Genomic DNA, 19,207 nt, shown 5'->3' with positions numbered 1-19,207 from the left:
GTTACGCGGTCTTTGCCCGTTCCACGAGCCCGAAGGCGGCCTCTGCCGCACCGTTCACGATATTCGCCTCGTCCGGGATGCCACGGTCGAGCATCAGGACCCGGCCGTTGCAGATGGTGGTCTCGACAGAACAGCCGTTGCAGGCATAGACCAGATTCGAAGCCGCGTTGTGGAGCGGGACATTACAGGCATCCCGTTTGCTGACAAGGATGATATCGGCAGGTGTCCCGGCCGCGAGCCGCCCGGTCGCAAGACCGAGCGCCTTGGCCCCGTTTTCCGTTGCCATCGCAAGGGCTTCGGGCGCCGGCAGGATCGTGGGATTGTTCCAGAAGAACTTCTGGAGGAGGGCCGCGATCTTCATTTCCTCGAACATGTCGAGGTTGTTGTTGGAGGAGCAGCCATCGGTCCCGAGGCAGGGGTTTGCCCCCGCAACCGTGAGCGCCTGGTACGGCATCGCCCGGTTGGTGGCGAGTTTCATGTTGCTTGCCGGGTTGTGGGACACCGAAACGCTCCGTTTCCCAAGGAGCTGGCACTCCGCGTCGTCCAGCCAGCAACAGTGGGCGGCGACCGTCTGCGGCGTAAGGAGGCCACAGGCATCGACGTGGGCGGCCGGGCGTTTGCCGTGCGCTGCAACACAATCAGTCACTTCCTTCTCGGTTTCGGAGAGATGGATATGGATCCCGCATTTCTGCGCCTGCGCAAACTCCGCACACCACTTCAGCCCTTCAGGAGAGACCGTGTAGGGCGAGTGGGGGCCGACCGCGAATTTGATCCGCGGGTTGTTCATGGCCTTTATATCCGCTGCCAGTTTCTCGGTGGCCTTGCACTCCGCTTCGCGCTTCTCCACGCTGGACAGGTCGATGAACCCGTACGAGAGTACGGCCCGGATGCCGGCCTCGTTCACGGCTGCTGCCGCCTGGTCCATCATGAAGTACATATCGTTGAACGCGGTCGTGCCGGACCGGATCATCTCGAGGCAGGCGAGTTTTGTCCCCCAGTACACATCTTTTTGGGTCAGGTGCGCCTCGAGGGGCCAGATCTTCTGGGCGAGCCAGTCCTGCAGGATCATGTCGTCGGCATACCCCCGCAGCAGGCTCATCGCCGCGTGGGTGTGGGTGTTGATGAGGCCCGGCAGGGCGAGCGCCCCGTTCCCGTCAATAAGAAAGTCCTCGTCGCCCTTCCACTCTTTTCCCGCGTTCTCACCGAGGGAAGAGATCATTCCCTTCTCGTCAATGACAATCTCGACCAGGCGGCCGTCCACCATAACGTTCGTAATCATCAGGGAGTGGTTCTTGCCAAAAATCCCGTTCGTGTCGTAATCCATCATACTCGTTCGTCCTCCTTTAGCTCATGTGCGTTATTATCGTATTCACAATCTCTTCCGTCCGATCTTTGTGTTTCCGCGACACGTCCACGATATGCTCGTACGTCAGCACCTCATCCCCGAGCCCGTTCGCGTAGTTCTCAACCGTGCAGAGCGCGGCAAAGTCTATGTTGAGCTCGCACGCAAGGGTTGCCTCGGATGCAACGGTCATGCCCACCACGTCAGCGATACCGGCAAGCGCATTCACCTCCGCGATCGTCTCGATCCGGGGCCCCCGGGTCTGGACATACACTCCGCCAAACCGGGCCGAGGGCACGATCCCTGCAAGGTTCTTTGCCAGGTCTTCCGAAAGTTCCGGCCGGACATGCTCGATCGCGTGGTCGTGGATGGACGGGATGTCGGACATGCTGACATAGTCCGTGGGGATGAGCATGGACCCGGGCGCAATCTCCTGTTTGAGCGAGCCCGATGACCCGAACGCCACGATATGCATCACACCGGCAATCGCCATGGCCGCAAGGTTTGCCCGGAAATTGATCCGGTGAGGGGGGCGGTTGTGCTGGTGGCGCATCAGCATGACAAGGTTGTCGCCGCAGAGCAGTTCGGCGTTGCCAAAGGGTGTCGCTACTTGTCGCTTCTCCAGTTTCGGGAGCGTTGAAAAGAGCAGGCTCGTGCCGCCGATAATCCCGAGCATCAGTGCCACCCCGGGGCACAGCCGGTTGCCGTTGTGTATATACCCGTCATATGATCCTTCGCAGGAAAATGTTGGTGAGGGAACACTAATAACTAGCGTCCACCAGTGTCCAGCGTTTTTTTAAAGAGCCGGTGTCGCGGGGTCCGGGTGTAATGGGTCGGGTCAGGCACCGGACAAACAATTCTTTTATCCTATGGCAACCTAGTAGATAGGAGCGGGCCGGTAGATCAGTGGTAGATCGCTTCCTTGGCATGGAAGAGGCCGCGGGTTCAATTCCCGCCCGGTCCATCCCGTTCTATTTCTATTCTGGTTTCCTGAACACGCTTCACCCGGTTCTCACCTTCGCGCCCTCCCCGCCAGCACGGCTTCATATGGACTCTTGCAGGATCAATAATATATCACTTATATACCAGCAAAGGGATATCCGGAAGTTGCGATGATTAATAAGACAGGGGTTGCGGGCCGGAGGATCCTCGTAGTTGAGGACAGCCGCACCCAGGCGGAATATCTCGGCCACCTTGTCGAAACAAAGGGATACCGGGTGACGCTGGCAGCGGATGGCCGCGATGCGCTCGATAAAATCGGGAACGAACAACCTGACATGGTGCTGACCGACATCATCATGCCGGAGATGGACGGGTACGAGCTCTGCCGGGCGATCAAGTCAGACACAACAACCGCGGGCATCCCGGTCATCCTTGTCACGCAGCTCTACGATCCCGCCGATGTACTCAGGGGTCTTGAGGCAGGAGCAGACAATTTTATCGTGAAACCCTTTGATCCCGGACAGGTCTTTTCGCGGATCATGGACACGTTTGAAGCCACCGCAGCCCCCGATCCCGATGGTCCCAGGACCGGCATCGATATTGTGTTTGACCGCCAGCCGCACACGATCACGGCAAGCCGGTCCCGGATCCTGAATATCCTCCTCTCCACGTACGAGTTTGCCGTGCGGAAAAATACCGAGCTCTCGGAAGCACACGAGCATGCGAGTTCGTTAAACGAGGAACTGACAACAACGATCGAGGAACTCCAGGTGGCAAACCGTAACCTCTCGAACGAGAATGCCGAGCGGAGCCGGGTGGAGAAGGCGCTCGCGGATGCAAACCGGAAGCTCAACCTCATGACGAGCATCACCCGCCACGACATCAACAACCAGATCCTCGCCCTCCAGGCGTACATTGAGCTCCTGGAACTGGAGATTACCGATCCGTCCCTCCTCCAGTATATGAGCAAAGCGAGGATTGCGGCGCTGACCATCCAAAAGCAGATTGCCTTCACAAAAAGTTACGAAAATGTCGGGGCGCAGGCCCCCCGCTGGCAGGATATCAGGAAGATCGTGGAACGGTTACAGCCCTGGCTCAAGGGGGCGGGAATCGGGCTCGTGACCCGGGACCTCGCAATCGAGATATATGCCGATCCTCTGCTCGCAAAGGTCTTCGGGAACCTGGCAGACAACTCCATCCGCCATGGCAGGCATGTGCAGCAGGTCACTATCTCCGCGGAACGACTGGACACCGGCGGGGTTGTTATCCGGTACCAGGATGATGGGGAGGGGGTACCGGAGATGGACAAGGAGAAGATCTTCCAGAAGGGGTTTGGGAAAAATACCGGGCTTGGCCTGTTCCTGAGCCGGGAGATCCTGGGGATTACGGGTATCACGATCCGGGAGACCGGCGTCCCGGGCAACGGGGTATTATTTGAGATCATCACACCTCCCGAAGAGGTCCGGAAAGCCGGAAATAATACTGCTTCAGGACCCTCCCGGTGACCGGGGAATGACCTCGCCTCCAGTCCCCCACGGGCCACATCAGACGTTTTCTTCGCTTTTCTATCAGGTCGTGGACACACCCTTTTTATCCTTGGGAATTAAGGGTATGTCTGAAGACCATGCGCATCCGTGACCTGATCCTTCCCGAGGACAAGATCTTTTTCACGCTGTTCCATGAGATGGCGGAGAAGATCAATGAAGCATCAACCACCCTCAACGAGATCACCCACGAGCTGCCCGGGGGGACCGAGAAGGCCCACAAGGTGCGGCAGATCGAGCACCTCGGGGACGAGATCACCCGGAAGATCTTCGAGCAGCTGGACGAATCGCTTATTACCCCGCTCGAACCGGAGGAGATCGCACGGCTCGCCCCGGCATTCGATGATGTTCTCGACAAGATCGACTGGGTCACCCACCAGTTGTGCAACTACGGGATCCCGGCAACAAACGACGTGCTTAAAGAATATTCCTATCTCATCCTGCTTGCCAGTTCGGAGATCACCCATGCGGTGGAGAGCCTTGCCACGCTGAAGAACCCCGAAGATGTGAAGACCCACTCTCTTGAGATCGGCCGGTTGTATAATCTTTCCACCGAACTCCTCTCACGGGCAGTCCTTGATCTTTTCAAGACACAGGATCTCCTCCTGATCATCAAACTCAAGGATATCTATGAAAGTCTGGCCAAGGTGATGGAGAAGTGCAATGATGTCGGGCACGCCCTCAACGACATCTCCATGGCCCACGTATGATCGGTATGGAACCCATCGTCCTGTTCGGCATCATCCTGGCCCTTGCCCTGAACTTTGTCAACGGGCTCAATGATGCCTCGCATTCAATTGCTACCGTAGTCGCAACAAAGGCCCTGTCACCGTTCAAGGCTGTCCTCTATACAGGGATTTGCAACATGATTGGGCCGTTCCTCTTCACGACCGCCGTTGCAGCCACTATCGGCACGGCTATCGTACATGCGAGCGGACTCACGCCGTTATCCATCGTTGTCGCCATGGGCGCCGCGATCGGCCTCGTCTTTGTCGCAACCCGGAGCGGCATCCCCATCTCGAGCAGCCATGCGATGGTGGGCGGGCTGCTCGGTGCCGGGATAGCCGTCGCGGGACTGTCAGCAGTGATCCTCCCCTCGATCAGCACGTTGGAGCAGGTCGCCTTTTATGGCCTGATCGGGGGAGTTATCGGGGCGATCATCCTTGGCCTGTTCACCGCCTCGTTCAAGGAGGATATCCGGCTCGGTGCCATGCTGGGAGCAGTCTGCGGTGCAGCCTTGATCATCCCGGTCCTGATGCTGAGCGGGGCCCTCAAGATCTCCGGACTCCTCGCAATCGTACTCTTCATCTTCATCTCCCCGATCATCGGAATCGTGGGGGCATTCCTCTTCGACATCCTCATCTCCCACCTCTTCCGGTATTCCCGCCGGAACCGTATGAGGCGGATCTTCCAGCCCCTCCACGTGCTTGCCAGCCTGCTCCAGGCAACCGCCCACGGTGCGAACGACGGACAGCATGCCGTCGGGGTCATCACGGCCCTGCTGGTATCCTCCGGCCTCCTGCTGACTTTTGATGTACCACAATGGGTCATTCTCACATCAGCTGTTGCGATCGGCCTTGGCACCTGCTTCGGCGGGTGGCAGGTCGTGGACAAGATGGCAAAGCAGATAACGAAGATCCGCCCGTACCAGGGATTCTGTGCGGCAACCGCGAGCAGCGCGATCCTCGTTGCCATTACTGAAGTGGGTATCCCGGTCTCCTCGACTCATGCGATCAACGGGGCGATCATCGGGGTCGGTGCAACGCGGGGAAAGAACGCGGTGCAGTGGAAGGTAGTGCGAGAGATGATGACCGCATGGATTATCACTATCCCGCTTGCCATCGCGGTTGCCTGGGCCGGGTACTTCGCGGTCTCGCTTGCCCTGACGGTATTATGAGCCCTGTGGAATTCCGTTATATTTTTTAAGATTCCCCACTGATTACCTCTGGGTTTGTGTTTGTTATGGGCTTGCGGGAATTGCTGATACCTCAGGATAAAGTGTTTTTTGACCTGTTTGAAAAACAGGCGGGAATTGTGAAAGAGGCGGCGTGGCAGCTGGTTGCCCTCACTGAAGACTTCTCCAATGTCAAGGATAAGCGTCATGCGATCGAGAAACTCGAACACAAGGGCGATCTCTTAACGCACGACATCTACAACCAGCTGAACACCACCTTCATCACGCCGCTCGATCCCGAGGAGATCTCCCGGCTTGCCTCGAGCCTTGACGATGTGCTGGACTTCATTGACGGGGCGACCGAGAAGATGCTCTATTACGGTATCGAATGCGCCGACTCGCACATGGTCGAACTCGCAAAACTGATCCATATGTCCTCAGTCGAGATCGAGAGTGCCGTCAAGGGTATCCGGTCGATCAAGGACCCCCGCTATATCGAGGAGCGCTGCATCGAGGTGAACCGGCTGGAGAACCTTGCCGATGATGTGCTTGCCCATGCGGTCACCGAACTCTTCAGGACCAACGACGCGATCATGATCATCAAGTTCAAGGACATCTACGAGCACCTCGAGACCGCGACCGACCGGTGCGAAGACGTGGCAAACGTCCTCTCCGACATCGCAATACGGCATTCATAACCATAATTTAAAGGGGACTTTGAGAGGCTGGCATGATCGAAGCAACGTGGGAACTGATCATCATCATCATCGGCATTGCGCTGGTCTTCGACTTCACCAACGGGTTCCATGACTCGGCCAACTCGATCTCAACGGTCGTCTCGACCAAGGTCCTGTCACCGCGGAATGCGGTAGTCTTTGCTGCGTTCTTCAACTTCATTGCAGCGTTCGGGTTCGGCGTTGCCGTTGCGAGCACGGTCAGCAAGATCATCCACCTTGACTTCGTCGAGACCGCTGTCGTCCCCTATATCATTCTCGGTGCGCTGATCGGTGCAATCACGTGGAACCTGATTACCTGGTTCTTTGGTCTCCCCACATCTTCCTCCCATGCGCTCATCGGGGGGCTTGCCGGTGCCGGTATCTCAGCCGCGGGCCTTGCCGCCATCAAGATGGAAACGGTCATGCTCGTGGTGACTTTCATGTTCGTCTCCCCGGTAATCGGGCTTGTCTGCGGATTTTTGTTCATGGCCCTTGTCCTCAATCTCACAAAAAAAGCAAACAAGCAGAGTACAGAGACCTATTTCAAACGTCTCCAGCTCTGTTCGGCAGCAGCATACAGTTTCAGCCACGGTACGAACGATGCCCAGAAGACTATGGGGATCATCCTTCCCCTCCTCTTCTCGATTGGGTACTTCGGAGCTTCCGTGGATCCCAACACTCTGCCGGTGCCGCTGTGGGTCATCCTTGCCTCGTACACTGCCATTGCACTCGGCACCCTTTCCGGGGGCTGGCGGATTGTCAAGACCATGGGCTACAAGATCACCAAGCTCCGCCCGGTGCACGGGTTTGCCGCAGAAACTGCCGGTGCTGCAACCATTCTCGGTGCGTCTGTTGCCGGGATCCCGGTCAGTACAACTCACATCATCTGCACGTCCATCATGGGCGTGGGGTCAACCATGGGTACCAGCACAGTGAAATGGGGTGTTGCCCGGAACATCATGTGGGCATGGATACTCACGATCCCCATCAGTGCCGCCATAGGGTTCGCCGCGTTTGTAGTGATCCGCGTTGTGATTGGATACTGATTTTTTCATTTTTGCTTATAAGAAAAGAAAATCCGGATTTTTTCAATATAATCATATAAAGGCGCTCCTTTTTCAGTACGCGGGTTATCTGGGAAAACCTCGCCAACCAGTTGGGTGATCGGAATATATCCGCATGCTTCGCGCTGAAATATAGCCCGGCGCATCCGGTGATCATCCTCATGAAGGTGCAGTAGCATTCATTTGGTTTTCGAGGTCAATAGCTGTGCCCGAATAAGCCGCAGGGTAAACCGTATCACCGCCCCGGACTGTTGCTCCCCCGGGATTCGATCTTCCGCCCAGATGTTCCCCCCATAACTTTCAACCAGCATTTTCACGATATGCAGCCCAAGACCGTAACTGCTCCGTATCCTGGTGTCCTGAGTGAAACGGTCGAATATGAGGGGTTTTAACGTATCGGGAATCCCCGGCCCGTTATCACTTACCGTGATCTCCACCATATCCTGAGGTATTTCCCTGGCACTAACCGTTATCGTTGTATCTTTCCCCCCAAATTTCAGGCTGTTAGAGAAGATATTGTCGAAGACAACTCCCAACATATCATTGGCGAGCACGCTCCTGTTGCATTGCTCCATAATTATGTGAGCTCCCATTCGCGATCCCATCTCCTTTTTTACGATTGAGGCAAGGTCCACGCACTTGATTTCCGGGGGATTCTTGTAGATCCGGCTGATGGTTTCGATATTCCGGATAACATCGTCACTCTTCTTGGCGAGATGGATGATTTTTTCGGCAAACTTCCGTTCTGTTTCATCGGCAGTACTCTGTACCAGTTCAGCATATCCCCGCAGTCCCATGATTGCATTGAGGATTTCATACGTGATGGCGTCAAGATAAATGTCGAGATAGAGATTGGCCTTACGGTTCAGCTCCTCCAGATCCCGGTTACGTTTTGCCAGCTCCTCACGGGCATCTTGCAAATCGTCCCGCTGCTGCTCGATCTCTTCGAGGAGTGCGTGCAACTCCTGTTGCTGGGACTGGATCGTTTCGAGCATCAGGTTGAGAGACTGGATAAGTGAGATCACCTCCTCATCGCCGGTCTCGGACATGCGGAGGGAGAGATCCCCGGATTCACTGAGGGATTTCATTCCCGTGTCGAGCTCACTTAACGGTGTAAGGATAAACTTCCGGAGGAGATGCTGGACGACAAATAGGTAAATGATGCTGAGCAGAATAATGATACCAGCGACAATTACGATGGAGTTCCAGACCTGCTGATGTACCGGGCGGGTTGTTTCAATTTTCAGGAGTAAGTAGGTGGGTTTGTTTTCAATCCCGGTAATAAGAGCATAACCTTTCAGTTGGTTATCACCAGACTGCTGGACAATGATTGCCCCTTCCCGGGCTGCCTCCGTTTCCTGTACGGATATTATCCCGTCAAAAGAGCCGGGAGTATACTGGATGAGCGATCCATCCATCTGGAGCATCCGGTTAATCTCGTCGATCCGGTCCCTGTCAAGCAGCCGTGCCATGACCAGTGTTCCTTCCAGGGATCCTGACTGGTTCCCGTAGAGCACCGGGTACCCGACAAGAATTACCGGGTTGTTATTGATCGACGAGAGCCCCCGCCTGCCGGATATCCCGCCCTGCATGCCCTCCGGGAGGATACTGTTATGGATGATCGTATCAAGTTCAGGAGGGATTGACGAGACGACATCCCCCTCCTTGGTTATGGTCTCGGAGAAGATCCGGGCCCCGCTGGCATTGTAGACCATGATGTAATCAATACCGAGATTTTTCATGGAGACCGGCTGGAACAGCCGCAGGAGATCGTTTTTCCCGCGGTCTTCCCCAAAAATCACGGCGGTTTCATCCCGGAGTGCCCAGTCGCGGCACGTTGCTGCCACATCTTCGGTTGCATAGTCAATCTGGGACACAAAGCGCTGGACATGGGATGTAGTTTCCTGCTTCTCGATTTCCCCAAATGCCTGGATTATCACCAGCTGGGTGATAAAACTCAGGACAATAAGAAAAACCACGAGCGTGGCAATAAGGATCAGGTGGGTGCGGGTCCGAATCTTCATGGAAAATGCTTTGGCAGAGTATTTCTCCGGAATGATCCGGACGGCACAAAAATCTCAAAACGACACCCTGTCCCTTCCATGCCATTCTCATGGATAGAGATACCGGTAATGGCGAGGATCTCCCGGATCAGGAACAGGCCGAGACCGGAATTCTTCCCGAATCCTTTCAGGAAGATCTTCTCCTTGTTTTCATCAGGCACTCCATTCCCGTCGTCCTCACAGGCCAGGAGGAGCCCATCCGGCTCTTCCAGCACAGAGAACCGTATTGCCGGGTTCGATCCGGCATACCTGATGGCATTATCCAGCAGGTTGTAGAAGACCTTCTCCAGCATCAGATCGGCAAAAATCTCGATGCCGTCACACTGGTTATCGATCATGACCGACGCAATTTTCAAAGGCATGCGGGCCTTCTGGATTGTTGTGGAAACATTCTGCCATTGGGGAGACTCAACACCGATCCTCTGGTAATCCCGGGAAAAACAGATCTGGGCGTGGATCGTGTCGATCACCTGTTCGCTTTTCACGAGATATCTCTTGACGGCTATAGTTCCCGGCTGGTCGCCGGCAAGCGCAAGGTATGAACTCAGTACCGTGAGCTGGTTGAGCATATCGTGGCGGGTGATGTCGTTCATCAGGTTGAGTTTCCGGTTTATGGTCGTGAGGGTCTTCTCAGCGTTCTTCCGTTCCGTGATATCGGAGGAGATGACGGTGACAGCAATCACGTTATTGGTTGCCGGATCGATAACCGGGGTGAGTTTCCGGTGATAATACTTCCCGTTCTGCTCGTACTCATCCTGTACCGGGCTTTTTGACTCTAGTACACGCTTCACCAGTACTGTGAAAACGGAAGTCAATTTCGGCGAGTGGAAATCCCCGTAGCATTTCCCGGCATAGACTTCGGGTGAGATACCCTGGCGGAAAAGGTGACGTGTATTGATCAGCAGGTAACGGGAGTCCGGATCGACCGTGTAGATCGAGTCCTCAACCGACTCCACAAACGAACGGTACTGGGCTTCAGACCTGCGGAGCTTTTCCTCAGCCTCTAGCTGGTGACGGAGGGCTTCATGGGATCTCAGCTGCTCACGATACGTGGACCGAAGCGGAAAAAACATGATAACGACCGCAACAATACTCGTGAAGACTATGGTTATAGCATGGGACTCCCAGAGGGTGATATCCGGATTGAGTACCTGCTTGGTCAGTTCATATATGAGCATCATGGCAAGCATCGACACAAAAACTATGATTAGCTTGATGTTCAGTGGAGAGAGCAGGCCTTTTTTGGACATGGCATCAAGAGAATGTGATCTATTCTGATATCAGCAATACCCGAAACCGCGAGGGAATGAACTTCGTTCCCCTTTTTCAGGGTATTTGCACTGCTGAAATTCTGGCAATCCGGAACTGCGGGCTTAACGTAATATGTTCCCGGAAGAGAACTGTACCAATCATTACGTCCCGGTAGATGGATCCGACACCCTTCTCATCCATCCTCATCAGTATTTCCGGTAAATCCAGGGGGAAGAACTCCTCAAGAGTTCCATTGCTCCCGTACTGGACCATGGCAGCGATCGCCGCATCGTTGTAGTACATGATCTTCCCGCCCGGGCTTACTTCAATGACCGGAGTTAATTCCAGATGGGGGAGCCCGGCAGGACGGGCAACATCCTTTGCTGCGGCAATCTTCCGGGAAATATCGTTCATCAGGATCATGTGGCCGAAGTGGAGGTTACCTGCATCGAGAGGCGCAATATGGATCTCGGTATCGATCGAGAAGCCGCCTTTATGTTTGAATCGTGTAATGATGGTGGACTTCCCCTTTTCCTTAAGATCCTTCTGGATCCGGTTGCCGATCTCCTGGTAGACCCGTGTATTCTCATAGAGTTTTTCCAGGTGTAAGCCTTTAAGATCGTCACGCTCATAACCCAGCATTATGGCAAGGGAATCGTTCACCCACTGGAATGTACGGTTCCGGACATAGGCAATGCCATTGGGGGAGGCGGCAAGAATGGCTTTGAGGATCGCGTGCTTGCGCCGTAATGCTGCTTCAGCTCGCCGTTGCTGCACTGCACGCCGTATTTTATGACCAAGTTCAGCGTACTGCGATTTTGGTTCCCCTCCTTTCTGGATATATTGATCCGCACCGCTGTTGAGCGCTTCAATGACAACGTCCTCCCTGCCTTTCCCCGTAAAGACGATAAAGGGCAATGACGGGGAACGGAGGCGGACTTCCTTTAAAAAAGCGAGGCCATTCATGACCGGCATCTGGTAGTCAGATACGATTGCATCAAACGATGTCGTTTTCAGGAGATCCAGTCCTTCGGCCGCAGACTGCGTTGTTGTAACTGTAACGCCTGCCTCCCGCTCGAGATAGGTTTTTCCGATATCCAGAAGTGCCGGCTCGTCATCGACGAAAAGGACTGATATTTCCATCGGCTTTGCCTGTTGGGATACCGACTGTTGTACAGCTCCTGAAACACCTGATGTTTTCAGCGATGTCGGGTCAGTCGTATTCGAAGAATTCCGGTCAGACGCAGTAGCGGGAATAATTATTTCCCTGATTGCACTTTTTATCATTGTATCCACCTCATGGAATTTTTTTTACAATCTTGAGGGTGTAACAGGATTATCCGGACAAGTTCTGGGATCTCCCAGGATCCTGCACGGGAATTTTTATCCGTAAGCCACGGTGTTTTTACTACAACCAAGGATTGTCCGCACGGATACATATACATTTTCGAAATAATCTATAGTATGAACCATAAGATATATAGAGATATGATGGAATTCCGGTACATTACAGGAATGATCAGGAAGACCGTGAAAAGAAATTACTTGCCAGCCCGCGGTTTATGCAGGCCTTGTTCATGTTCCACCAGCAGGTTGATCACCGTCTCGGAGATGTCCCCGGCATACTCCCCCGAGCGCCGGATGCTCTCGACAATATACCCGAGATTGATTGCAACCGGAGTGTCCAGCTTAAGGACCATGTTATTGATATCCCCGCAGATCTTCTCAAGAGCGCTGATGGACTCGATGTTCCGGTGGGCCTCTTTCATATCGGTATTGAAGAATGATATGATGCTCCGGTCGAAGACTTCGAGTGACAATGCACTTGATTTTCGGATGGCTGAAAGGATCTTTCTGTCAACATCCGCGTCAAGAATAGGCATGGCATGCTCGGCAATCCGGACTGCATGGTCGCCAACCCGCTCGATGATCCGGCTGAGCATGTAGTAATGCAACGCCATGCTGGAAGAGATCGCCATCTTCCGCGAGAGCGATGCGTTCTGCATGATCATGTTGGTCTGTCGTGCAATGAGCCAGTTGAGCCGGTCCGCATCCATGTCCCGGTTGATCACGTCCTGTGCAAGCGCCCTGTTCCGCGTCTCGAGTGCAGCGATTGCATCTTCATGCATTGCCTTGACAATCACAAACATCCGTTTTATGGTATTATCAAACGGCATCTCGGACGGGTTGAGCAGGTCCTTGATGGAGATGTTACTCTCGGTTTCCTCGACAACTTCCTGGCCGATCGTCATCTGGGTGAAGTCCCTGACCACCGTGCGCACAAAGGGCGGGAACCGGTCTTTTGTGGTGATGCGGATCATGGTAAACCCGGTGATGTAGGCACCGATAAGCATCCGGAAGAGGAACGCAGGATCCGATACGGTGCTGCTGTCGATCATTTTTACCCGCTGGATGGGTTCATCGGTGATCTTTTTGGTTATGAGAAGTGCCCCGTCAGGCTGGATCACCAGGCCGACCGGATCGTTCTTTTTTATCTTCTGCTCATCCGCCCAGTTCTTCGGAAGGGTCACCACGAACGATGCCCCCCCGGTTACCTGCACCCGTCGAATCTCCATCTTTATCTCCTGATCCCCGGAGAGATCCCCTTGAACAATTTTCCTCAATCTGTCTCTTTATTGTATATATATCAATATAGACTATGTCGACAACAAGTATATACTCCACTGGAAAATTGGAATCAATGACATGATCGAAGCAACCTGGGGACTAATCGTGGTCATCATCGGCATTGCGCTGGTCTTTGACTTCACCAACGGGTTCCACGACTCGGCAAACTCGATCTCGACCGTTGTTTCAACAAAAGTGCTCACCCCCCGCAACGCCGTCCTCTTCGCCGCTTTTTTCAATTTCGTCGCCGCATTCGGGTTCGGTGTGGCCGTTGCCAGCACGATCAGCAGGATCATCCAGATGGAGATTGTCGAGACCGCCGTTATCCCGTACATCATTCTCTGTGCACTGGTCGGTGCCATATCATGGAACCTGATCACCTGGTTCTTTGGGCTTCCAACGTCGTCCTCCCATGCCCTTATTGGCGGAATGACCGGGGCGGGTCTCTCTGCTGCCGGCCTCGCAGCAATAAAATGGTCAACGGTCGGGCAGGTCGCCCTGTTCATGGTCCTTTCTCCCCTGATTGGACTGGCATGCGGTTTCCTCTTCATGGCCGCAATCCTCAACCTCACGAAAAAGGCAAACAAGCACTCGGCAGAAACGTATTTCAGGCGTCTCCAGCTCTGTTCGGCAGCCGCGTACAGCTTCAGCCACGGGACGAACGATGCCCAGAAGACCATGGGAATTATCGTCCCGCTGCTCTTTTCGATCGGGTACTTCGGCGCAACCGTTGATCCGAACAACCTGCCGGTCCCGCTCTGGGTGATCCTCATTGCCCATACCGCCATTGCACTTGGCACCCTATCCGGGGGGTGGCGTATTGTCAAGACCATGGGCTACAAGATCACGAAACTCCGGCCGGTGCACGGGTTCGCCGCCGAAACAGCCGGTGCATCAACGATCATCGGTGCATCGATCTTAGGGATACCAGTCAGCACAACCCACATCATCTGCACGTCTATCATGGGTGTAGGAACGACCATGGGCGCCAGCACGGTAAAATGGGGCGTTGCCCGGACAATCATGTGGGCATGGATTCTCACCATCCCGATCAGTGCTGCAATCGGATTTGCTGCGTTTATGGTGATCCGGGTGGTCATCGGGTACTAAAACAGCTCATTTTTTGCCAGTGTTTTGAAGAACCGGCACTCCTTTGTAATCACGCACGTGTCGCACACCGGTTTCTTCGCATCGCACGTGGCCCGCCCGTGTGCAATCAGGACGTCGGTCAGATCCCCCCAGGTATCCCTCGGAAACAATGCCATGAGATCGCGCTCGATCACGGCAACATTGTCCGTGTCCGAAAAGCCGATCCTCCGGGCGAGCCGGCGGACGTGGGTGTCAACCGCGATCCCCTCGTTCTTCCCCAGTGCATGGTACAACACGATGTTGGCGGTCTTGCGCCCCACACCAGGGATCGTGAGGAGTTCGTCCATCGTCTCCGGCACCTTCCCACTGAAATGATCGAGCAGGGCCTGCGACGCGGAGATGATGTTTTTCGCCTTCGCGTGGTAGTAGCCGAGGCTGTGGATGATCTTCTCGACGTCCCCGGTTTTCGCTTTTGCGAGTTTTGCAGGATTCGGATATTTCGAGAAGAGCGGCTTCTTAACTTTCAGGACGGCCTTGTCGGTTGTCTGGGCGGAAAGGATCGTGAGGATGAGCACTTCAAACGGCGTGCCCCGCGCAACAGTCAGTGGCGACTCGCGGGCATCCGGGTAGCGTTCAAAAAGAAGAGAATATACCCGGGCAGCGTCCTTTTTTTTCATAGCCTGATGGGGTAGGGCGGATTCGAACCGCCGTCAAAGCGTCCCAAACGCTCTAGGATGGACCAGGCTACCCTACTACCCCGCGCCATCATAGTTGCGCCGCGAAGATAAAAATAAGTGATGGTATAGAGAAAACGGTTGGATTATTCCGGGGTTACACCGGCAGTGGTTTCTTCTTCCCATCCGAGACCACGGTGCCGAGGTACTTGCCTTTCAGGATCGCGTTCTCAAGGTTCTTCGGGTTGCGCCCGTCAAGCACAACGAGGGGTATCCCGCTCCGCTCAACAACGCGGGCGGCTACGATGTCAAGCACGTTATTGGAGCCGGCGCCAAGCGCCGTACCGCCAACGATCTCCAGCAGATTTTTAGGTGTCATCTCATCGAACCGCGTTGCATTCTTGTTCTTCCTCGGGTCAGCCGTGTAGATCCCGTCGACCGATGTCGCGTTGATGAAGACCGCCGCCCCGACCCTTTCGGAAAGAACCGCAGCCACTGCATCGGTGGTCTGGCCGGGGGTGATACCGCCCATCACTACGATCTTACCGGACTCGCCGAACTTCTTCGCCTCCGCGTGAGTCTCGGCAACCTTCGGGTACGCATCCTCGCCCAGCGCCGCGATCAGCATGGTCGCGTTCAGCCGGGTGATCAGGATCCCGATCTCGTCAGAGGTGCCCTCGTCAATGCCAAGGTCCCGGGTGATCTTGATGTAGCGCCGGGCCTCGCCCCCGCCGCCAACCACCACGAAGAGCCGGTGCTTCTTTGCGATCTTCTTCAGCACCGGCACGTACTCCCTGATCGTGTGTTTATCCAGGGACGGGATCAGGATTGAACCGCCCAGCGAGATGACAACCTTCTTCATTGCACTAGTTTTTGTACCGGATGGTCATATAGAGTTGTTGACCATGTTCTACTGCCCGGTCTGCAAGAGCCAGGATATCTTCCCGGTCGCGGGAGGGTATATCGGCCAGGTCTATGCCTGCAAGAAGTGCAAATACCGCGGGTCGTTTGTGCTCGAAGTCGACGACCCCGCTGCACTGGAGGAGGCGGACCGGGAAGCAAAGAAGAATCCCCGGTGATAACGGGGGGTGTTTTGCCCATGCATGAGGCACGCCAGTACCGGAAAACAGAGAATAATGCGGCGACCTGTTCCCTCTGCAACCACCGGTGCGTGATCAAGGAGGGCAAACACGGGATCTGCGGGGTCCGGATCAACGAGAAGGGGACCCTGTATACCGGGACCTACGGGAAGATCAGCGCGGAAGCAGTCGATCCGATCGAGAAGAAGCCGCTCTTCCATTACCTGCCCGGAACAACTTCTTATTCATTGGGCAGCGTTGGATGCAATTTCCACTGTAAGCACTGCCAGAACTGGCACATCTCACGGGCTGATCTCGAAACCGCACGACTCCGATCCCTGTCACCGGAAGAAGGTGTGAGCCGCGCAATCGGCAGCGGCAGTGCCAGTATCTCGTGGACCTACAACGAGCCGACAATCTGGCACGAGTACACGCTCGACATGGGCACGCTCGCCCGGGCACAGGGGCTCGGTACCGTGTACGTGACTAACGGGTACATCACGGAAGAGGCACTGCGGGAACTCGTGCCAATGCTCGGGGCGTACCGGGTAGATCTCAAGGCCTTCACGGACGATTTTTACCGGAAAGTCTGCGGGGCGCACCTCCAGCCGGTGCTCGACTCCGCCATGTTTGCCCGCGAACTGGGCATGCATGTCGAGACCGTGACACTCGTCATCCCCGGCCTGAACGACAGCATGGAGGAGCAGGAGGGGCTTATCCGCTGGGTGATCGAGCACCTCGGGCCCGACACCCCGATGCACTTCTCGGCCTTCCACCCGGATTACCAGATGACCGACCGGGGCGGCACACCCGTTGCAGTGCTGGAAAAGATCTATGAACGGGCAAAGGCGCTCGGGCTCCGGCACCCCTACCTCGGGAACGTGTACCACCACCAATATGAAAATACTTATTGCCCTGTCTGCGGTACTCTCCTTATCGAGCGGCAGGGCTTTTCCAGCCGGGTCCTTGATCTGGATGGCACGCAGTGCAGGAAATGCGGGGAGAAGATAGGAGTGGTGACTCATGTCCGATGAGATGCGTAGGGAGACCCGGTTCATTGCCGACCGTATGCTCGGCACCCTGACCCGCTACCTCCGGTTCATGGGGTACGATACCACGAGTGCAAACGGCCTCGCGGAAGGGAATCCCCGGGAGGACACGCTCCTTCTCGACATGGCCGAACAACAGCACCGCCTGCTCCTGACCCGGGATGCAGAACTTGCCCGTCGTGGAAAGGAACAGGTGGTTTATGTCCGGTCCGAGGAGGTGATGGAACAGGTGCAGCAGCTGATCGATTACCAGCTCATCAAGCGGCGGCTGGCCATGAGCCGGTGCTCGCTCTGCAATACGGTGCTGCGGGAAGCAAACACCTGCGAGATCCAGCATACCGATTACGCCCCGAAAGACTGGCGGAACCTCTCGTTCTTCTGGTGCGAACACTGCAAGAAACTCTACTGGAACGGCTCGCACGGGAAGCAACTGGAGGAGAGACTGGGGACGGCCCTGAAGAACGGATAGCGCAGAGCCGCTCGCGGGGGCAGTGCTTCAGATCGCCCCAACAAGGGTCTTGTAAAAATTCTCTGATGCTGTCCGCTCGGTCCAGGGGCGGTGGCCGCATTTTTCCAGGAGAACGAACTGAAAATCCGGAAGCACCTTTGCGAGCGGGTCATTTACACCTTCAGCCGGGTGGGGGTCCCAGTCACCGTGGATGGCGACGACCGGGCAGGTGATCATCTTTGCCATCTGGAGGAGGATCTGTTTCTTCCGCAGCTCGGATGCCTCGTCCCAGACCCCCTGGAAGACATCGTACTGGCAGTGGAATCCTTCATCCGGAACATTCGCCGGATCATAGGCATCCGCACGGGCAAGCAGGGTGCCAAGCTTCGCAAGGAGATCATTCTTGTTGGGCACATCAGGGTCCGCGAGTTTTGCCAGCAGCGCCTGGACCTCGACCTGGCCTTTCTTATTGAGCCGGGTCATCCGGGTCTGGGTGATCCTGGCAGCGTACTGTTCCTCAAAGGGCGGGCTGCTGACAAGGATCAGTTTTCTGACCAGTGCCGGGTAACGGGCGGTAAATATCCACGCGAGGAATGCACCCCACGAGAACCCGATGAGCGTTACCGGTTCCGTGCCGTTCTCTGCCAGCACCGAGGAGAGTTCCTGCACCTGCCCCTCAAGGGTCGTCGCGGTCTGGAACGGTTCAAGCACACCCATCACCGATGAAAGTTCACGGGCAACCGGCGCTACCTCGCCGGGAGCCCCCGGGCCACCGTGGAGTATGACCACGGGATACGGCCCGGGCCCCCATTTCCGTACCGATCTCATGCTGGATACCGGTTATCGTGCCGGAGTATAAATTGTCCCCGTCCCTGGTGCGGGTACTTTCAAAAGAGTGGTATTCACCGGGTCTTTCCGGCGTGTTTCATCAGCGCCAGCAGCCCGGTAAGAATATCCTTTGGCGTTGGGGGGTTGCCCGGGATCTTCAGGTCAACCGGGAATACCATCTCCGCGCCTCCGAGCACCGCGTAGGTGCTGTTAAAGATCCCGCCATCGCAGGCATCGTCCCCGACCGCAACAACGAATTTCGGCGACGGCATCGCTTCATACGTCTTCCGTGCAGCGCCCGCCATGTTGTGCGTCACCGCGCCGGTCACGACCAGCACATCCGCGTGCCGGGGCGAGGCAACGAACGTGATGCCGAACCGTTCGATATCGTAATACGGGTTGTTGAGATTGTTGATCTCGATCTCGGTTGCATTGTCACTCCCGGTGTCGAGCTCGCGGATCGCGAGGCTCCTGCCGAACACCGCATCGATCTCACGCCGGATATCCCGGCCGATCTGCTCGATATCATCATCCCGTATGAGCGGGTCTTCCGTCACTTTCCTTTTTAACAGGCAGGATAATGCGTTCACCATCTC

20 protein-coding genes and 2 tRNA genes are annotated in these 19,207 nt (G+C 55.6%); 10 read left to right on the top strand and 12 right to left on the bottom strand.

What is annotated here, in order from left to right:
* Position 1: 1 nt before the first annotated feature.
* On the bottom strand, positions 2-1,327 hold the full coding sequence (locus M0R30_RS04255; protein WP_292543762.1) for an amidohydrolase: 1,326 nt from the start codon (positions 1,325-1,327) through the stop codon (positions 2-4).
* Positions 1,328-1,343: 16 nt separating this feature from the next.
* The gene (locus M0R30_RS04250) at positions 1,344-2,018 is read right to left on the bottom strand and encodes an MTAP family purine nucleoside phosphorylase (RefSeq protein WP_292543759.1); all 675 of its coding nucleotides are present in this window, start codon (positions 2,016-2,018) and stop codon (positions 1,344-1,346) included.
* Positions 2,019-2,234: 216 nt separating this feature from the next.
* Here M0R30_RS04250 and M0R30_RS04245 point away from each other — a divergent pair.
* From M0R30_RS04245 to M0R30_RS04220, 6 genes are all read left to right on the top strand, one after another.
* A tRNA-Ala gene (locus tag M0R30_RS04245) sits at positions 2,235-2,306 on the top strand.
* Between the two features lie 148 nt (positions 2,307-2,454).
* Entirely contained in the window at positions 2,455-3,789 is a 1,335-nt protein-coding gene (locus M0R30_RS04240) for a hybrid sensor histidine kinase/response regulator (protein ID WP_292543756.1), read from the top strand.
* Positions 3,790-3,908: 119 nt separating this feature from the next.
* Positions 3,909-4,538 (top strand): DUF47 family protein, encoded by a 630-nt coding sequence (locus M0R30_RS04235; protein ID WP_292543753.1) that lies wholly within the window; start codon positions 3,909-3,911, stop codon positions 4,536-4,538.
* Positions 4,539-4,543: 5 nt separating this feature from the next.
* Complete coding sequence (locus M0R30_RS04230) at positions 4,544-5,725, top strand: inorganic phosphate transporter (protein ID WP_292543751.1); 1,182 nt, start codon at positions 4,544-4,546, stop codon at positions 5,723-5,725.
* A gap of 65 nt (positions 5,726-5,790) precedes the next feature.
* Entirely contained in the window at positions 5,791-6,420 is a 630-nt protein-coding gene (locus tag M0R30_RS04225; protein WP_292543749.1) for a DUF47 family protein, read from the top strand.
* A gap of 32 nt (positions 6,421-6,452) precedes the next feature.
* On the top strand, positions 6,453-7,484 hold the full coding sequence (locus M0R30_RS04220; RefSeq protein WP_292543747.1) for an inorganic phosphate transporter: 1,032 nt from the start codon (positions 6,453-6,455) through the stop codon (positions 7,482-7,484).
* A 5-nt stretch (positions 7,485-7,489) separates the two neighbouring features.
* On the opposite strand, the gene M0R30_RS04215 is transcribed toward M0R30_RS04220, so the two are convergent.
* From M0R30_RS04215 to M0R30_RS04195, 5 genes are all read right to left on the bottom strand, one after another.
* Positions 7,490-7,648 (bottom strand): hypothetical protein, encoded by a 159-nt coding sequence (locus M0R30_RS04215; RefSeq protein WP_292543744.1) that lies wholly within the window; start codon positions 7,646-7,648, stop codon positions 7,490-7,492.
* A 33-nt stretch (positions 7,649-7,681) separates the two neighbouring features.
* Complete coding sequence (locus M0R30_RS04210) at positions 7,682-9,526, bottom strand: ATP-binding protein (RefSeq protein WP_292543742.1); 1,845 nt, start codon at positions 9,524-9,526, stop codon at positions 7,682-7,684.
* A complete protein-coding gene (locus M0R30_RS04205) occupies positions 9,523-10,815 on the bottom strand; it encodes an ATP-binding protein (RefSeq protein ID WP_292543739.1) in 1,293 nt (430 codons plus the stop codon). Before M0R30_RS04205 ends, M0R30_RS04210 begins: the two co-directional genes overlap by 4 nt.
* A gap of 76 nt (positions 10,816-10,891) precedes the next feature.
* Positions 10,892-12,103, bottom strand: a complete 1,212-nt coding sequence (locus M0R30_RS04200) for a response regulator (protein WP_292543736.1) — start codon at positions 12,101-12,103, stop codon at positions 10,892-10,894.
* Between the two features lie 254 nt (positions 12,104-12,357).
* The gene (locus M0R30_RS04195) at positions 12,358-13,392 is read right to left on the bottom strand and encodes a phosphate uptake regulator PhoU (protein WP_292543733.1); all 1,035 of its coding nucleotides are present in this window, start codon (positions 13,390-13,392) and stop codon (positions 12,358-12,360) included.
* 130 nt (positions 13,393-13,522) lie between these two features.
* Here M0R30_RS04195 and M0R30_RS04190 point away from each other — a divergent pair, with 130 nt between their 5' ends.
* Entirely contained in the window at positions 13,523-14,554 is a 1,032-nt protein-coding gene (locus M0R30_RS04190; RefSeq protein WP_292543730.1) for an inorganic phosphate transporter, read from the top strand.
* On the opposite strand, the gene nth is transcribed toward M0R30_RS04190, so the two are convergent.
* From nth to pyrH, 3 genes are all read right to left on the bottom strand, one after another.
* Positions 14,551-15,210, bottom strand: coding sequence for an endonuclease III (gene nth, locus M0R30_RS04185; protein WP_292543728.1), 660 nt, complete (start codon positions 15,208-15,210; stop codon positions 14,551-14,553). The genes M0R30_RS04190 and nth overlap by 4 nt on opposite strands.
* Before the next feature lie 7 nt (positions 15,211-15,217).
* Positions 15,218-15,292: transfer RNA gene (locus tag M0R30_RS04180), tRNA-Pro, on the bottom strand.
* Between the two features lie 72 nt (positions 15,293-15,364).
* Positions 15,365-16,069, bottom strand: coding sequence for a UMP kinase (pyrH, locus tag M0R30_RS04175; RefSeq protein ID WP_292543726.1), 705 nt, complete (start codon positions 16,067-16,069; stop codon positions 15,365-15,367).
* Positions 16,070-16,112: 43 nt separating this feature from the next.
* Here pyrH and M0R30_RS04170 point away from each other — a divergent pair, with 43 nt between their 5' ends.
* The 3 genes from M0R30_RS04170 to M0R30_RS04160 are packed head-to-tail and all read left to right on the top strand — an operon-like array spanning position 16,113 to position 17,804.
* A complete protein-coding gene (locus M0R30_RS04170) occupies positions 16,113-16,286 on the top strand; it encodes a hypothetical protein (RefSeq protein ID WP_292543724.1) in 174 nt (57 codons plus the stop codon).
* 20 nt (positions 16,287-16,306) lie between these two features.
* Complete coding sequence (gene amrS, locus M0R30_RS04165) at positions 16,307-17,320, top strand: AmmeMemoRadiSam system radical SAM enzyme (RefSeq protein ID WP_292543722.1); 1,014 nt, start codon at positions 16,307-16,309, stop codon at positions 17,318-17,320.
* A complete protein-coding gene (locus tag M0R30_RS04160) occupies positions 17,310-17,804 on the top strand; it encodes a Mut7-C RNAse domain-containing protein (RefSeq protein ID WP_292543720.1) in 495 nt (164 codons plus the stop codon). The genes amrS and M0R30_RS04160 overlap by 11 nt, the downstream gene beginning before the upstream one ends.
* A 27-nt stretch (positions 17,805-17,831) precedes the next feature.
* Here the strand turns inward: M0R30_RS04160 and M0R30_RS04155 are convergent, their stop codons facing one another.
* Positions 17,832-18,611 carry an alpha/beta hydrolase gene (locus M0R30_RS04155; protein WP_292543717.1) on the bottom strand — a complete coding sequence of 260 codons (780 nt, stop codon included), beginning with the start codon at positions 18,609-18,611 and terminating at the stop codon, positions 17,832-17,834.
* A 74-nt stretch (positions 18,612-18,685) separates the two neighbouring features.
* Complete coding sequence (locus M0R30_RS04150; protein WP_292543713.1) at positions 18,686-19,204, bottom strand: NADH-quinone oxidoreductase subunit B family protein; 519 nt, start codon at positions 19,202-19,204, stop codon at positions 18,686-18,688.
* Positions 19,205-19,207 lie beyond the last annotated feature (3 nt).

This window comes from Methanoregula sp. (assembly GCF_023227875.1).
Lineage (GTDB): Archaea > Halobacteriota > Methanomicrobia > Methanomicrobiales > Methanospirillaceae > Methanoregula.
The sequence above is the reverse complement of the archived record's forward strand: the minus strand, read 5'-3'. Positions and strand labels throughout refer to the sequence as shown.

What these genes read in the sequence shown, in the direction of transcription:
- M0R30_RS04160 (WP_292543720.1), top strand. Translation starts at nt 17,310, where the DNA reads ATGTCCGATGAGATGCGTAGGGAGACCCGGTTCATTGCCGACCGTATG.
- M0R30_RS04210 (WP_292543742.1), bottom strand. Translation starts at nt 9,526, where the DNA reads ATGAAGATTCGGACCCGCACCCACCTGATCCTTATTGCCACGCTCGTG.
- M0R30_RS04155 (WP_292543717.1), bottom strand. Translation starts at nt 18,611, where the DNA reads ATGAGATCGGTACGGAAATGGGGGCCCGGGCCGTATCCCGTGGTCATA.
- M0R30_RS04235 (WP_292543753.1), top strand. Translation starts at nt 3,909, where the DNA reads ATGCGCATCCGTGACCTGATCCTTCCCGAGGACAAGATCTTTTTCACG.
- pyrH (WP_292543726.1), bottom strand. Translation starts at nt 16,069, where the DNA reads ATGAAGAAGGTTGTCATCTCGCTGGGCGGTTCAATCCTGATCCCGTCC.
- M0R30_RS04150 (WP_292543713.1), bottom strand. Translation starts at nt 19,204, where the DNA reads ATGGTGAACGCATTATCCTGCCTGTTAAAAAGGAAAGTGACGGAAGAC.
- M0R30_RS04190 (WP_292543730.1), top strand. Translation starts at nt 13,523, where the DNA reads ATGATCGAAGCAACCTGGGGACTAATCGTGGTCATCATCGGCATTGCG.
- M0R30_RS04220 (WP_292543747.1), top strand. Translation starts at nt 6,453, where the DNA reads ATGATCGAAGCAACGTGGGAACTGATCATCATCATCATCGGCATTGCG.
- M0R30_RS04215 (WP_292543744.1), bottom strand. Translation starts at nt 7,648, where the DNA reads ATGCGCCGGGCTATATTTCAGCGCGAAGCATGCGGATATATTCCGATC.
- M0R30_RS04225 (WP_292543749.1), top strand. Translation starts at nt 5,791, where the DNA reads ATGGGCTTGCGGGAATTGCTGATACCTCAGGATAAAGTGTTTTTTGAC.
- M0R30_RS04250 (WP_292543759.1), bottom strand. Translation starts at nt 2,018, where the DNA reads ATGCTCGGGATTATCGGCGGCACGAGCCTGCTCTTTTCAACGCTCCCG.
- nth (WP_292543728.1), bottom strand. Translation starts at nt 15,210, where the DNA reads ATGAAAAAAAAGGACGCTGCCCGGGTATATTCTCTTCTTTTTGAACGC.
- M0R30_RS04170 (WP_292543724.1), top strand. Translation starts at nt 16,113, where the DNA reads ATGTTCTACTGCCCGGTCTGCAAGAGCCAGGATATCTTCCCGGTCGCG.
- M0R30_RS04255 (WP_292543762.1), bottom strand. Translation starts at nt 1,327, where the DNA reads ATGATGGATTACGACACGAACGGGATTTTTGGCAAGAACCACTCCCTG.
- M0R30_RS04195 (WP_292543733.1), bottom strand. Translation starts at nt 13,392, where the DNA reads ATGGAGATTCGACGGGTGCAGGTAACCGGGGGGGCATCGTTCGTGGTG.
- amrS (WP_292543722.1), top strand. Translation starts at nt 16,307, where the DNA reads ATGCATGAGGCACGCCAGTACCGGAAAACAGAGAATAATGCGGCGACC.
- M0R30_RS04205 (WP_292543739.1), bottom strand. Translation starts at nt 10,815, where the DNA reads ATGTCCAAAAAAGGCCTGCTCTCTCCACTGAACATCAAGCTAATCATA.
- M0R30_RS04200 (WP_292543736.1), bottom strand. Translation starts at nt 12,103, where the DNA reads ATGATAAAAAGTGCAATCAGGGAAATAATTATTCCCGCTACTGCGTCT.
- M0R30_RS04230 (WP_292543751.1), top strand. Translation starts at nt 4,544, where the DNA reads ATGGAACCCATCGTCCTGTTCGGCATCATCCTGGCCCTTGCCCTGAAC.
- M0R30_RS04240 (WP_292543756.1), top strand. Translation starts at nt 2,455, where the DNA reads ATGATTAATAAGACAGGGGTTGCGGGCCGGAGGATCCTCGTAGTTGAG.